This window comes from Chitinophaga sp. 30R24 (assembly GCF_049056765.1).
Taxonomy (GTDB): domain Bacteria; phylum Bacteroidota; class Bacteroidia; order Chitinophagales; family Chitinophagaceae; genus Chitinophaga.
The window spans coordinates 50,950-64,637 of sequence record NZ_JBJGXX010000004.1; the positions used below are offsets into that span (position 1 = coordinate 50,950).

At 46.6% G+C, this 13,688-nt stretch carries 10 protein-coding genes; 3 read left to right on the forward strand and 7 right to left on the reverse strand.

The window, feature by feature from the left end:
- Position 1 precedes the first annotated feature (1 nt).
- The 5 genes from ACDQ55_RS12225 to ACDQ55_RS12245 form a co-directional block, all read right to left on the reverse strand.
- Complete coding sequence (locus ACDQ55_RS12225; protein ID WP_420981680.1) at positions 2-2,455, reverse strand: ligase-associated DNA damage response DEXH box helicase; 2,454 nt, start codon at positions 2,453-2,455, stop codon at positions 2-4.
- A gap of 139 nt (positions 2,456-2,594) precedes the next feature.
- The gene (locus ACDQ55_RS12230; protein ID WP_420981681.1) at positions 2,595-3,626 is read right to left on the reverse strand and encodes a S66 peptidase family protein; all 1,032 of its coding nucleotides are present in this window, start codon (positions 3,624-3,626) and stop codon (positions 2,595-2,597) included.
- A gap of 129 nt (positions 3,627-3,755) precedes the next feature.
- Positions 3,756-4,250, reverse strand: a complete 495-nt coding sequence (locus ACDQ55_RS12235; protein WP_420981682.1) for an Lrp/AsnC family transcriptional regulator — start codon at positions 4,248-4,250, stop codon at positions 3,756-3,758.
- Positions 4,251-4,356: 106 nt separating this feature from the next.
- Positions 4,357-5,961, reverse strand: coding sequence for an ATP-dependent DNA ligase (locus tag ACDQ55_RS12240; protein WP_420981683.1), 1,605 nt, complete (start codon positions 5,959-5,961; stop codon positions 4,357-4,359).
- Positions 5,962-5,964: 3 nt separating this feature from the next.
- Positions 5,965-6,978, reverse strand: coding sequence for a ligase-associated DNA damage response exonuclease (locus tag ACDQ55_RS12245; RefSeq protein ID WP_420981684.1), 1,014 nt, complete (start codon positions 6,976-6,978; stop codon positions 5,965-5,967).
- Positions 6,979-7,345: 367 nt separating this feature from the next.
- Here ACDQ55_RS12245 and ACDQ55_RS12250 point away from each other — a divergent pair, with 367 nt between their 5' ends.
- Positions 7,346-8,482, forward strand: a complete 1,137-nt coding sequence (locus tag ACDQ55_RS12250; protein ID WP_420981685.1) for a cytochrome-c peroxidase — start codon at positions 7,346-7,348, stop codon at positions 8,480-8,482.
- Between the two features lie 77 nt (positions 8,483-8,559).
- Here ACDQ55_RS12250 and ACDQ55_RS12255 read toward each other — a convergent pair whose 3' ends face one another.
- Both ACDQ55_RS12255 and guaA read right to left on the reverse strand, forming a co-directional pair.
- Positions 8,560-9,867, reverse strand: coding sequence for an ABC transporter substrate-binding protein (locus ACDQ55_RS12255; protein ID WP_420981686.1), 1,308 nt, complete (start codon positions 9,865-9,867; stop codon positions 8,560-8,562).
- A gap of 126 nt (positions 9,868-9,993) precedes the next feature.
- The gene (guaA, locus tag ACDQ55_RS12260) at positions 9,994-11,532 is read right to left on the reverse strand and encodes a glutamine-hydrolyzing GMP synthase (RefSeq protein WP_420981687.1); all 1,539 of its coding nucleotides are present in this window, start codon (positions 11,530-11,532) and stop codon (positions 9,994-9,996) included.
- A 92-nt stretch (positions 11,533-11,624) separates the two neighbouring features.
- Between guaA and ACDQ55_RS12265 the strand changes: the two genes are divergently transcribed.
- Both ACDQ55_RS12265 and ACDQ55_RS12270 read left to right on the forward strand, forming a co-directional pair.
- Positions 11,625-12,362 (forward strand): head GIN domain-containing protein, encoded by a 738-nt coding sequence (locus tag ACDQ55_RS12265; RefSeq protein ID WP_420981688.1) that lies wholly within the window; start codon positions 11,625-11,627, stop codon positions 12,360-12,362.
- 363 nt (positions 12,363-12,725) lie between these two features.
- Positions 12,726-13,655 (forward strand): hypothetical protein, encoded by a 930-nt coding sequence (locus ACDQ55_RS12270; protein WP_420981689.1) that lies wholly within the window; start codon positions 12,726-12,728, stop codon positions 13,653-13,655.
- The last annotated feature ends 33 nt before the right edge of the window (positions 13,656-13,688 follow it).

A 13,688-nucleotide genomic window follows, 5' to 3' on the forward strand; every position in this document is an offset into this window, starting at 1 on the left:
CTTAGTCGTTTACCGTGATCAATTTTTTGATGCGGTCTTCCAGCTTTTCACTGGTCATGGTATCCCGTAAGCTGTCTACTTTAATCGGAAAGCAGAAAGGCGTTAATTTCTGGGGTGTAGTAATGACGATGTGGCTTACGGCAATACGTTCCAGTGTTTCACGCAAACGGGCTTCTTCCATCTGGTAAAAGAAGGCTTCGTTGAAAGCTTGTTTCAGCAGCAGATTATCCTGATCATAATCTTTAAATACGTTGAACAACAGAGAGGCGGATGATTGCAAGTGCCGGTTAGCCTTATGTTTGCCTGGGTAGCCCTGGAAAATTAAGCCGGAAATAACAGCGATGTCCCGGAATTTGCGCCGGGCCATTTCGGTAGCGTTTACACTGGTTTGCAGTTCTGTGAGCAGGTTATTGGTGGTAAACAACGATTGGGCGTTTTCCTGTGTCAGCGGAATCGGTTGGTCCGACAGCAGTTCGAAGCCGTAGTCGTTCATAGCAATGGAGAAGGTGATAGGTTGTATACAGCTGATGCGATAGGCGAGAAGGGCTGCCATTACTTCATGTACCAGCCTTCCTTCGAAGGGATATACGAAGAGATGGTAACCATCTTCTGTTTGTATTTTTTCGATGAGCAGCTCATTATCTTTAGGGATGTGCGACAGTTCTTCTTGGAGGTTAAATAATGGTTGCAGGGCGATTAGCTCTGGATCTTTGGTTTTACGGGAGAGCGCCTCATTGAATTTTTCACGCAGCATGCGTCCAAGGTTGGAGGATAGTGGGATACGGCCTCCCTGGTAGCTGGGTACAATCGCTTTTTTGGACTTGGATTTACGCACCAGTGCTGTCATATCTTTGATCATCACATATTCCAGGATATGGCCGGCTAATGTAAAAGTGTCGCCAGGCTGGAGGCGGGAGATAAAGCCTTCTTCAATAACGCCTACATAGCCGCCACCCATGAATTTAACGTTCAGCATAGCATCGCTTACAATGGTGCCGATGTGCAGGCGGTGGCGCATCGCCATCATGCGGCTGCGGCAAATATAGAAATCGCCTTCCCGCTCTACTTTTTTGAACTCATCATAGCTGGCCAGGGCATCGCCACCGGTAGTGAGGAAGGCGAGCAGCCATTGCCATTCTTCCGTTGTAATATGCTGATAGCAGAAGGTATGCCGTACTTCTTCCCATATTTCAGCAGCGTAAAACCCATCAGATACTGCCAGCGTCATGAGGTATTGCAACAACACGTCGTAAGCCAGGAGCACAGGCATCCGGCTTTCAATGAGATTTTGTTCCATGGCTGCTTTTAAGGCGGCGGCTTCTACCAGTTCCAGGGCATGCGTAGGCAGGAAAAATATCTTGCTTACAGCGCCGGGCTGGTGTCCGCTACGGCCGGCCCTTTGCAGAAAGCGCGCCACTCCTTTAGGACTTCCTACCTGGATTACATTGTCTACCGGCCGGAAGTCGACGCCCAGGTCGAGGCTAGCTGTACATACTACAGCTTTTAAAATGCCATTATGCAGGGCTTCTTCCACCCAGATACGCAGTTCCATATCGATGGAGCCATGGTGTAAAGCCAGGGCGCCCGCTAGCATAGGGTCTGCATTTAACAGGTTTTGATACCATATTTCTGATTGTGAGCGGGTATTGGTAAAGATCAGGGTGGTTTGGCTTTCTTCAATGATGGGCAATGCCTGTGGTAACATCCGGATGCCCAGGTGCCCTGCCCATGGATAGGTTTCTATTTCATGGGGAATCACGCTTTTAAGGGCGATATTTTTTTTCAGCCTGGCGCGGATGATGATACCATTCTGGTGATAGGGACCCAGCAATACTTCCAGGGCCTCGTCGAGATTACCGATAGTAGCGGAAATACCCCATACTTTTAATGCATTTTGGCGTAGGCCTCTGAGCCGGCTAAGGCCCAGTTCTACGAGCACGCCGCGTTTGCTGCCTATCAACTCGTGCCATTCATCTACCACCACTGTATGGAGATGGGTAAATATTTTAGGATATTCTTTTTGCGCCAGCAAAATATGGAGGCTTTCCGGCGTGATGATGAGCACTTCCGGCATCTGCTTTTTCTGTGCAGCACGTGCAGCGGTGGAGGTATCGCCACTGCGTATGGCTACCTGCCACGGTATGTTCAGCTCTGCAAGTGCGCTTTCCATTGCCCTGCCAAGGTCTTTGGCTAGTGCCCTCAGCGGGGTGACCCATAGCAGTTGTAATCCGTTTTTAGTTTTTTGGGTATAGTCATCTGGATGGGCATCTATCCAGGCTATTACTGCTCCCAGAAAAAGGGAGAAGGTTTTCCCGAAACCCGTAGGCGCATTAACAATGCCCGATTTTCCCTGCAGGTAGGCTTTCCAGGCATCTTCCTGGAATTTGAAGGGCTTTAATGCTTTACTGCCCAACCACTGATTAATCACTTTCCATCCACCCGAACGTTGTTGCATACAAGTGAAATTAGGATAAAATGACAAATTGTAGCATGCAGGTAAAAAATTTCCCCACTGCCCGTACAGTAACGATTGCCTGTAGATGGTTATGATACCTTATCATAAGGTAATAGAATGCCGGAAAGGATGGTTGGAGTTACTCCCGCAGGGTTACGGCATCGTCTGCCACGTTCAAGGTGTGCATCATACCACATTTGAGGGCATAATTATTTTTTTGATGACCTACGGGGAAGTTAAAGCATACCGGGTATTTGAAGTGCTTTACTTTCTCCAGCACCATATCATAGATGGTTCTGCCAAATTCTTCGCCGGGATCATCGGGTTTTATTTTGTTGAAGCCGCCAATGATAAGGCCGGCGAGGTTATCTAGTTTATGTGAGCGTTGCAGGGCGTCTAACATGCGGTCTAGGCTGTATAGGTATTCCCCTACTTCTTCGAGGAATAAGATCTTTCCATTTGTGGCTATTTCCGAATCGGTGGCAGCTATGCTTTGGATGATAGAGAGGTTGCCGCCGGTGAGCACGCCGCTGGCTTTGCCTTTCCGGTTATGGATATCCGGTGCGGCACTGTACTGCATTTTTTTGCCGGTGAGCGCCTGGTAAATAGATATGATGGTGTCTTGTACAATAGGTTCTGCTTTGCTAAAATCGTCGGGGAAGCTGTTGCACATTTTGCTATGAAGGGAAGCAATGCCAAAGTGGCGGCTGATATGGCAATGCAATACAGTAGCATCGCTGAACCCTATGATCCATTTAGGCTTTTGGGAGAAGTGTGAAAAATCCAGCTGATCTATGATGCGCGCTGTGCCATATCCACCGCGCCCGCACATAATGGCCCGGATATCATCGTTGTTGAGCATGGCCTGGAGGTCTGCCAATCGTGCGGCATCAGTACCACCAAAACTATAATCACGGTCGCCAACCGTTTTACCTATACGGACTTTAAATCCCCAGCTTTCCATGATCCGGATGGCTGGTTGTATATCTTCACGTTTTATATATCCGGCGGGGCAAGTGATGCCGATTACATCTCCGGGTTGAAGATAGGGAGGAACCAGCTGGCCAGGGTTGTGGGCGATCTTATGTAATCCGGTACCGGCAAGGGTTTTAAGTGAAGGTAACCCCATGCCGGCGGTCACTAAAGCAGACAAGAAATGTTTGCGGTTCATAGGGTTAAAATAAGCATAATTTGACAAAATGATCCTTGTTTTATTGCCCGTATATAGATTATGAATCGCGGTGGCAGGCTATCTGGATTTCCATGTAGGATTTGACCTGGTAGACCCTGTGCTGCGCGGCTAAAATACTACCTGGTGTGTAGCTTTAATCACTGAAATCACAAATATACTTTGTGTATGGCTCAGGTTATCTAACTCGCCCAGCTTATTCACATAAAATTCCCGGTATTCATCCATGTCTTTTACCTGTACTTTTATCATAAAATCAAATTCACCCGAAATATTGAGGCATTCCGTTACTTCTGTAAAGCTGATAATTTCCTGGATAAATTTTTTACCGCATTTTTTGTTATGTTCTTTCAGGGTAATATAACATAACACTGTAAGCCCTTTATTAATTTTGCCAGGATCTACAATAGCTGCATATTGCTTGATGACGCCTGCCTGCTCCATTTTGCGGATGCGTTCATATACCGGTGTGGTACTGAGATTCAGTTGACTGGCAATATCGCGTATAGTCATTTTAGCATCTTTCTGTAAAAGTTTCAGGATGCCCATATCTTTTTCATCCAATATAAGCGGAGCTGTGGTAGCAGGTTCTTTTTTGCTGGTCATTAATCATTTATTTGGAACAAATATCTATCTTATTGTAATAAATCAGTGGTTTGTTCTAAATATTTTGATAATATGTTATAGTATCTCTTACCATAGTAACGATGCTTTAATCTGCCGTATTGCTTCCATTTAACCGGAGCAATTCCCTGAGGTCTTCGAGGGTATTTATTTCTGCTGGGGGCTTGTCTTTCCGCCAGCGGTTAATACGGGGAAAACGCAGGGCTACACCGGACTTATGCCGGTTGGATGCGGCAATGCCTTCAAAAGCAATTTCAAATACCAATACCGGTTCTACGGTTCTTACGGGGCCAAATTTTTCCAGTGAGTGCCGTTTTACCCAGTTATCCACTTCAGCTATTTCTTTATCAGTAAGACCGGAATAGGCTTTGGTAAAAGGTACCAGTTTATCGCCATCCTTTACTGCAAAGGTATAATCTGTATAGAGGTTCGACCGGCGTCCATGCCCCTTTTGGGCGTATATCATCACGGCATCTATTGTAAAAGGATCTATTTTCCATTTCCACCAATCCCCCCGTTTGCGGCCTACCTGATAGGCGGCGTTTCTTTTTTTCAGCATCAGGCCTTCGCTGCCCTTATCGCGCGATTGCGCTCGCAGGGGAGTTAGCTGGTTCCAGGTATCGAAGATAATTTCGGGTGAAAGCTGTAATACGGTTAATGCGGTGTGTTGCACTAATTGTTCCAGGAGGGAGCGGCGTTCTGCCAGCGGTTTTTCCCGGATATCTGTGCCTTCCCACTCCAGCAGGTCGTAGCAGAGGAAGATCACTGGCGCTTCCTGTAATTGTTTGCGGGTCACGTTTTTGCGTCCTATCCTTGTTTGCAGGGTTTGGAAAGGCAGGGGCATGCCATTGGCAAAGGTTAATATTTCGCCATCTATTACGGTGCCGTTTGGCAATGCGGCTTGGAGAGGTTGGAACTCCGGAAATTTTTCTGTGATCAGTTCTTCTCCCCTAGACCATACGAATAGTTTTCCGTTGCGTTTGATCACCTGTCCGCGGATGCCATCCCACTTCCATTCGGCTTGCCATTCTTTTTCCGCTCCTAGCGAGGCGGGAGGTCCTTCCAGGGCATAGGCCAGGTAAAAAGGATAAGGGCGTGACGCATCGGCGCCGGTGGTATGCTGGTGCAACAGTTCTTCTATAGTAATATTATGTGGGTTCCAGTTGCCGCTAATCATGTGGGAGAGGGTAGCTGGATCGATGTGGTAAGTTTTGGCCAGGGCGTTAACCATCATTTTTTGAGACACGCCTATACGGAAACCGCCGGTAATTAGTTTGTTGAATACAAACCTTTCCCCACTGTCGAGGGCATTCCAGGCATGAAGGATGAAAGCTTGTTTTACATTTTCTTCTGCCTTTTCCAATTGTTGTAGTTGTTCCAGCCAGTAGTGCAGTGGGGCAGCTTCAGGAGCGGTATGCGGTGGCAGCAACAGGGCAATGGCTTCTGCCAGGTCGCCTACAGTATGGTAGCATTCTTCAAATAGCCAATCTGATAAACCAGTAGCTTGCAGACACCAGTTTTTCAGCTGGGTGCCGTTAACCGTGCGCTTGGGACGTCTGCCGGAGAATAGTGCCAGCACCCAGGTTTTATCCTTGTCGGGAGCAGTGGCAAAGTAATCGCTCAACGCCTCCAGTTTTTCATTGGTTTTGGTGCTGTTACCTAATAGCTTTACCAGTTGCGCAAATTGTTGCATGATTTAAGAGGCTGCGTTAGTAATTATTTCATCTTCTCCGTAAGCAGTAGTCACTTCTTTGGCGTCGATGCCTTTTTCTGTGAGGTATCGTGCAAACACGCTGCTGAAACCATGGGTAACGTAGACCTGGGAGGCACCGGTAGCAGCAACAGCGTTGAGGAGCCCGGTCCAATCGGCATGGTCTGAGAGGGCAAAGCCTGCATCAGCATTACGGCGGCGCATATTGCCACGTACTTGCATCCATCCGCTGCATATGCCTAGTGCAAAAGGGTGGAAACGCCGCATCCAGGCGGCGTCTTCAGCCGAGGGTGGGGCGATGATCACTGCATTCTTAAAGTCGGCCTTGGGCGTTTCGGGCGTAATCCGTTCTACAGGGGGTAAAGGCCATCCTTCTTTTAAAAGTGCTTCATGGGCAATGGATACAGCGCCATGCACCAAGAAACGGTTTACGCTATGCTGGAGATGGTACAGTAACCTTTGGGCTTTGCCCAGGCTGTAAGCCAGTAGCACGCTGGCCTTACCGGCTTGCTGGTTTTCGTATATCCACTGGGAGATATTGCTAAAGATTTTTTGTTGCGGCTCCCAGTAATAGATCGGCAAGCCAAAGGTAGATTCGGTGATAAATGTATGGCAGCGCAGTGGTTCAAACGGGGCCGACAAACCATCGTTTTCCAATTTATAGTCGCCACTGGCTACCCATATCTCACCATCTTGTTCTACCCGCACCTGGGCAGATCCTATCATATGCCCGGCCGGATGCAGCGATACCTTTACACCGTTAAAGAACAGTGTTTCGCCATAAGCTACGCCCTGTACGGAAATATCTTCCCCTAACCGTAACCGTAGCAGGGGAACAGTGGCGTTTTCACATAAATAATGCTGATTGCCCCAACGGGCATGGTCGGAATGCGCATGGGTGATCACAGCCTTGTTAACAGGCTTCCAGGGATCTATATAAAAATCTCCCCTGGGGCAGTAAATGCCTTTGTCGGTAAACTGTAACACGTTCATCATCATGAATATACGTAAAAAAGCGGGGATCGGGGTGGTTGCTGCAGTACCTATACATATTATTGACGTTTTATATTGTGAGAATTTCCTTATTGCGTAAACAAGATGAAAGATAAGCCAGTAATTTTGTGGTTTTACTACAACGGCCAATATCAAAGTGGAAGCATGCCAGTATGTTAAGAATAATGACCGGCTAGGTGCAGGATTACGATTATCTTTGCCCGCTGCTGTGCCAACTCAGTACATATAGATGATGATCACCGCATCTTATCTTACACTGATATAGGGGGGCTATCTGGAGTAACAGCCCCAATTACCGCGGATAATGGCATAAGCGGGAACAAATTTAGAAAAGAACGAAGGGTTATACATAATGAAAAGGACCGCGATTATTATTTTTTCTTTGTTGGTAGTGATGATCACCTCAGCGCTCACCATAAAAACAGACAATGGGCAAAAGCAGCAATATGCCGACAGCTTGCGTCAATTGTATGCCCGGCCGGTAGCACTGTGGCCGAAGCCATTTATTGATAGCGGTGTGCAATACCAGGAGTTTGCCGCCCTGCCGTCGGATACTGGCATACCCAGGTTATTACAAGAGCCTGCGGTAATCCTGGGTAAAACCTTGTTTTTTGATCCGCGTTTATCCAGTTCCAACCAGATTTCATGTAGCAGTTGCCATGATCCGGATCTGGCATGGGGAGATGGCCGCACCGTATCACTGGGGAATGATCACCTGCAGGGCACGCGTAATACGATGTCGTTATTGAACGTGGCGATACGCAACCGGTTTTTCTGGGACGGGCGTGTTAGTTCACTGGAAGACCAGGTTATGCATCCTATTGCGATGCATCATGAAATGAACATGGACCCTGTTGCGCTGCCGGCAAAATTGCAAAAGATCAAGGGATACCAGGAGTTATTTAAACGGGCTTTTGGTGATGGAAAAATAGACCAGCAGAAGATCTCATCGGCTATCGCCACTTTTGAGCGGGCGATCCTCAGCCGTACCAGCCGTTTCGATCTGTTTATAAGCGGTGGCTATAACAGGCTTACAGACGAGGAAATCCAGGGTCTGCATCTATTCCGTACCAAGGCTCGCTGTATGAATTGCCATAATGGCCAGTATTTTACTGATAACCAGTTCCATAACATCGGTCTTACTTATTATCAGCGTACCTACGAAGACCTGGGCCGGTATAATGTTACCAAGCGGGCTGCAGATGTGGGTAAGTTCAGAACCCCTTCGCTGCGTGATGTTATGCTTACCCGCCCCTGGATGCATAACGGCCTGTTTGATAATATTGATGGCGTAATTAATATTTACAATAGTGGTATGCAGATGATGAAGCCTAAGCCTGGACAAGAAAATGATACTTTATTTCCCCGCACAGATCCATTGATGCAAAAGCTGGATCTTACAGTGGAAGAGAAAAAAGCAGTAGTAGCCTTCCTGCACGCCATTACCGGCGTACCCTATAAAATGAGAAGGCCGGAACTGCCGCAATAAGAGAGCATTTTGTTTATAAAAGAAAGCGCCGCTGATCATGATCAGCGGCGCTTTCTTTTATAAAGGGTTAACAGCGTTTATTTATTCATTTTGATATCTGCGCTGTCACCTTTTTGAATAATATAGATGTTTTTATTTTCGAAGTAGGAAGGAGTGGATGTATCTTCTTTCAAGTATACCGGCTGGAAATCGTAACTGGTAATTACTTTCTGGGCATCATCTACCTTGCTGTTAAAATATACCCCGTTGTTATGCAGTAATTTTACGAAGTAGTAGGTGAGGTCAAAACCTTTGTAAGCCATGTCAGACGGGCGTACTTTGTAAATCCGGCGGAAATAGTCGTTTATATATTTGCTGTAGGCATCTGTTTTATCGTTGAAATAAGGAGAGGAGTAATAGATCTGCAGGTCTTTGAACTCCGGCTCTTTCAGTTTAAACAGATCCCAGGTAGGCATACCAAATATCTGCAGGGGATAAGTGGTTGAGGAAACGCTTAGTTTACGCAGCAGGGTTTTGGCGCCGGCTTCATCGAGTGCGGTGATGATTACGGCATTAGTACGGTCTGTCAGCAGGTATTTGGAGATTTCTTCGGGGGTGGTGGCGTCGTTCCATACCACTTCCCTGATCCGGGATTTCTTATTGCTTTCCAGTTTATCATAAGAAGCTTTGAAATCTCCTGCCAGCTTGATTTCGAAGGGAGTATTCCTATGGAACAGCACAATGTTTTTATTAGAGAAAGCGTTTTGCACGTAATGCTGGAGGGCTTCACAGTGGGCTTTAAGTGTGCTGTTGGCGATATAAAGGAAAGGGTTGTCGTTAATGCCGGCATCGTTAGGGAAGGTACCGGAAACAAGGTTGATCTCCTTTTCTTTTGCAAAGTCGCTCAGTTCTTTTAGCTCGGGATTGCTGATAGCGCCGATGATCAGATCTGTGCCATCCAATGCTTTGCTGCGGATCAGGGAGGTGATGCTTTGTTTAGCCTTGCTGTCGTACACGGTTACTTTTAATTGGTAGCCTTGCTGTTGCAAGCTGTCGAGCGCCAGTTGGGCGCCTTCGTAGAATTCAAGACCGGGCAATACATATTTTGGCATATTACGGCCAGGGATATCTGTAGTAGTGGCAAAAACTGAATCCAGGTATAAAGGAGTAAAGAAAGCGATATTGTAAGTAGCTTTTTTTACTTCTTTGCCAAACGCCGGCACATTAAAGGGTGCTTTGGCGGCTACTTTCTTCTCTTCCGTTTTAGGGGCAGCCACGGGTTTACTCAGTGATGGAGGAGGCCCGTCTACTTTGCCGGAACTCTTTCTGGTAGAGGAACAGGAGCTGATCAGCGCCAACAGGGCCAATCCGGTGAACAGTTTTGTTATAGAGACTAGATAATTCATAATTGGCGCTAATTTACAAAAATCATTCCGGGGATATGAAATAAAGCATTACGGAGTTGCAGGTAGACGACTTCCGCTATCTATCCACAACTCCGTAATAACTATCTGTTAGTGATGTATGCTGTTTTATTCCCACTCGATGGTAGCGGGTGGTTTGGAGCTGATGTCGTACACTACGCGGTTGATGCCTTTTACCCGGTTGATAATGTCGTTAGACATTTTAGCCAGGAATTCGTAAGGCAGGTGTGCCCAGTCTGCAGTCATACCATCTACGGAAGTTACCGCCCTTAAGGCTACGGTAAATTCGTAAGTACGTTCATCTCCCATTACGCCTACGCTTTGTACAGGTAACAGGATAGTGCCTGCCTGCCAAACTTGGTCGTAAAGGCCGGATTCTTTCAGTCCTTCTATATAAATAGCATCCGCTTCCTGCAACATATGTACTTTTTCAGGAGTAATAGCGCCGAGGATACGTATAGCCAGTCCCGGGCCAGGGAAAGGATGGCGGGCTAGGAAAATATCGCTGATGCCAATTTCGCGGCCTACGCGGCGTACTTCATCTTTGAAGAGGAAGCGCAGGGGCTCTACCAGCTGCATATTCATTTTTTCGGGCAATCCACCTACGTTGTGGTGGGATTTAATCGTTACTGAAGGGCCGTTTACGGAAACGGATTCAATGACATCGGGATAAATGGTACCCTGTCCCAGGAAAGATATATCGGTAAGGTGGGCGGCTTCCTGCTGAAATACTTCGATAAAGAGGCGGCCAATGATCTTGCGCTTTTGCTCCGGATCGGAAACGCCTTCCAGCTGTCCGTAGAAAAGGTCTTTGGCATTCACCCCTTTTACGTTAAGGCCCATATGTTTGTAAGATTCCAGTACGGTATCGAACTCGTCTTTTCTCAGCAGGCCATTGTCTACGAAGATACAGAACAGGTTTTTGCCGATGGCTTTGTGTACCAGTTCTGCTGCTACGGTAGAATCTACTCCACCGCTCAATGCCATTACTACTCTTTTGTCGCCTACTTGTGCTTTGATCTTTTCTATGGTTTCATGTACAAAAGCGGCTGGTGTCCAGTCTTGTGTGCATTGGCAGATATGGAGCAGGAAGTTGCGGAGGATCTGTTTTCCTTCCAGGGAGTGGGTTACTTCCGGGTGGAACTGTAAACCGAATATCGGGTGAACGGTAGCAGTAGTGCTTTTGAAAGCAGCTACCGGGATATTTTCCGTAGTGGCGATGATTTCAAAATTTTCCGGGATACGTTTGATGGTATCGGAATGGCTCATCCACACCTGGCTTTTGGGAGAGATATCGTATAATAATTTTTCTTCTTTGTCGGTGTGCTCCATAAAGGCGCGGCCGTATTCGCGGATGTTGCTCTTGGCAACTTCACCGCCAAAGTTTTTGGCCATCAGTTGCGCACCGTAGCAAATGCCGAGTACAGGCACTTTGGCGGCAATGGCAGCAATGTCGATATTGGGCGCCTTTTCATCATTTACGGAGAAAGGACTGCCGGATAAAATAACTCCTTTGATCGTTTCATCCCAGGCAATGGGCTGAAGACAAGGTTTAATTTCGCAATAAACATTCAGTTCACGGATGCTGCGTGCAATCAGCTGTGTATACTGGGAACCGAAATCGAGGATGAGTATCTTTTCTGTCATGGTGGTGCAAAGATAAAGCCCTTCTGCCAATTTCAGATTTTGAAATTACATTTTAAGAAATCTGCCGTATCTTCCTATAATAATCAAGACCCATGAAATCAACAAAATCTTTCCTATGTCTGGCTACTGTGGCCATTTTTAGCATTTTTTTCTGTCACTCCTGCGATACGGTTGGTCGAAACCGGGTAAAGGGTAATGGTAACCTCAAAAAAGAAGAGCGTCAGGTAGCCGCTTTCCATCAGCTAAAGGTAGAAGGCAGTATGAATGTATATCTTTCCCAGGGGGCGGCCAAGGCTGCGGTGATTGAGGCCGATGAAAATATTATCCCGCTCATTGAATTAAAAGAAGAAGATGGCCGTTTGGTGGTGCGGCTAAAACGTGCTTATGCCGTAAGCACCCATAACAATATGAATATATATCTTACCACACCGGAGCTGGATGAAGCGAGTTTATCCGGTTCAGGTGATCTTAAAATCCAGGATAAATTCAATTCAACGGCCGCTGTAAAATTCAGCCTTGCCGGTTCCGGCAACCTCACTGGTGAAATCAATGCGCCAACGGTAAAGGCCTCTATAGCTGGTTCCGGAGATATGAAGCTGAAAGGTGAAACCAAGGATATCAACCTGTTTATTGCTGGTAGTGGTAATTTCAAAGGTGATGAACTATTGGCTGAAAATGCCAATGTAAAAATTGCAGGTAGCGGCGATGCCAATGTATATGCCAGTATGAAATTAGATGCAAAAATTGCTGGTTCTGGTAATGTAAATTATAAAGGCACGCCACAGGTGTCTTCTTCAGTGGCTGGCTCCGGTACTATACAAAAAATGTAAACGTCAATATTTACAAATTTTTAACATTTCGATTATCATATTTCCTATCGCTTTTCAGTTATAGGAATGGTTTAAAAAATATCAAGTCCTTGAGTCCAGGTACAGCATTTACAATAATCACGCTGGTGAATGCTGTACCTGGCTGGGGCACAAGGCGAGCCAATAGCCGCTGGCGTTAGTACCCACATACCCCTGTTTTTCTCCTGTATGCTTCATGTTCTTTTTCCTGTTAAGGTCCGCGTCAAATTATCATTAAATCACATGAATGATGATCGTTTTTTTGTATGTTTACAACTTAAATCGTTGAAATGGCGGTTTAAATGGTTGAATATTCGAATGAATTGTTGAACTCCTATTCCTTTTATGAACGAAAGACCGAAAGTCCTGGTTGTATATTATACACAAACCGGGCAATTAAAAAGGATTATTGATCATGTGTTGGCACCACTTGAAAACAAAGCAGATATTACGTTCGAGCAGCTCGTGCCTGTAACGCCTTTCCCCTTTCCATGGGGAAAGCAGCAGTTTTATGATACTATGCCGGAAACGGTTCAGGCCACTCCGAGGGATATTGAACCGTTAAAAGTGGACGTAAACGCACATTTCGACCTGGTGATCCTGGCTTATCAGCCCTGGTTCCTATCGCCTTCCCAGCCAACAGCGGCCTTCCTGCAAAGTAACGCGGCGAAGCAGTTGTTAAAAGGTAAACAGGTGGTTACGCTCCTGGGTAGCAGAAATATGTGGTTGAATGCACAGGAAAAGGTAAAAAGCTATTTGCATCAGGCCGGGGCTTCCCTAGCGGGTAATATTGTGTTGGTGGATAAGTCACCCAACCTGGTTTCCCTGATCACTGTTTTACGTTGGGCTTTCAAGGGGAAGAAAGAAGCGACCCGCTTTTTACCACCCGCCGGTGTACAGGAAAAGGAAATACTGACTGCCAGCCGTTTTGCCGGCCCTATAGCAAACGCATTGGCGAAGCAACAGTGGGAAGAATTGCACCCGCAACTGCTTTCCCTGGAATCTGTAGAATTGCTACCTAACTTAGTAATACTGGAAAGCAAGGGGATCAAGGCATTCCGTTTCTGGGCGAAGTTTATCAGCGCCAAAGGAGGTCCGGGCGCCGCTTCCAGGCAGGGACGTGTAACCATGTACAGGGGATTATTGCTGGTAGGCATTTTTGTGTTGTCGCCTATCTCCCTGGTAACTTCTCTGATACAATTAAACCTGAAAAAAAAGCAGTTGCAGCAGGAAGTGGACTATTATAAGGGTATTGCCCTGCGTTCCAACGCATGATCCACCAGGTAATTCTAAACAGATGGCGCGATA

Bases quoted from the DNA above. Each gene is read 5' to 3' on its own strand.
- ACDQ55_RS12225 (WP_420981680.1), bottom strand. From the start codon at position 2,455: ATGCAACAACGTTCGGGTGGATGGAAAGTGATTAATCAGTGGTTGGGC.
- ACDQ55_RS12230 (WP_420981681.1), bottom strand. From the start codon at position 3,626: ATGAACCGCAAACATTTCTTGTCTGCTTTAGTGACCGCCGGCATGGGG.
- ACDQ55_RS12235 (WP_420981682.1), bottom strand. From the start codon at position 4,250: ATGACCAGCAAAAAAGAACCTGCTACCACAGCTCCGCTTATATTGGAT.
- ACDQ55_RS12240 (WP_420981683.1), bottom strand. From the start codon at position 5,961: ATGCAACAATTTGCGCAACTGGTAAAGCTATTAGGTAACAGCACCAAA.
- ACDQ55_RS12245 (WP_420981684.1), bottom strand. From the start codon at position 6,978: ATGATGATGAACGTGTTACAGTTTACCGACAAAGGCATTTACTGCCCC.
- ACDQ55_RS12250 (WP_420981685.1), top strand. From the start codon at position 7,346: ATGAAAAGGACCGCGATTATTATTTTTTCTTTGTTGGTAGTGATGATC.
- ACDQ55_RS12255 (WP_420981686.1), bottom strand. From the start codon at position 9,867: ATGAATTATCTAGTCTCTATAACAAAACTGTTCACCGGATTGGCCCTG.
- guaA (WP_420981687.1), bottom strand. From the start codon at position 11,532: ATGACAGAAAAGATACTCATCCTCGATTTCGGTTCCCAGTATACACAG.
- ACDQ55_RS12265 (WP_420981688.1), top strand. From the start codon at position 11,625: ATGAAATCAACAAAATCTTTCCTATGTCTGGCTACTGTGGCCATTTTT.
- ACDQ55_RS12270 (WP_420981689.1), top strand. From the start codon at position 12,726: ATGAACGAAAGACCGAAAGTCCTGGTTGTATATTATACACAAACCGGG.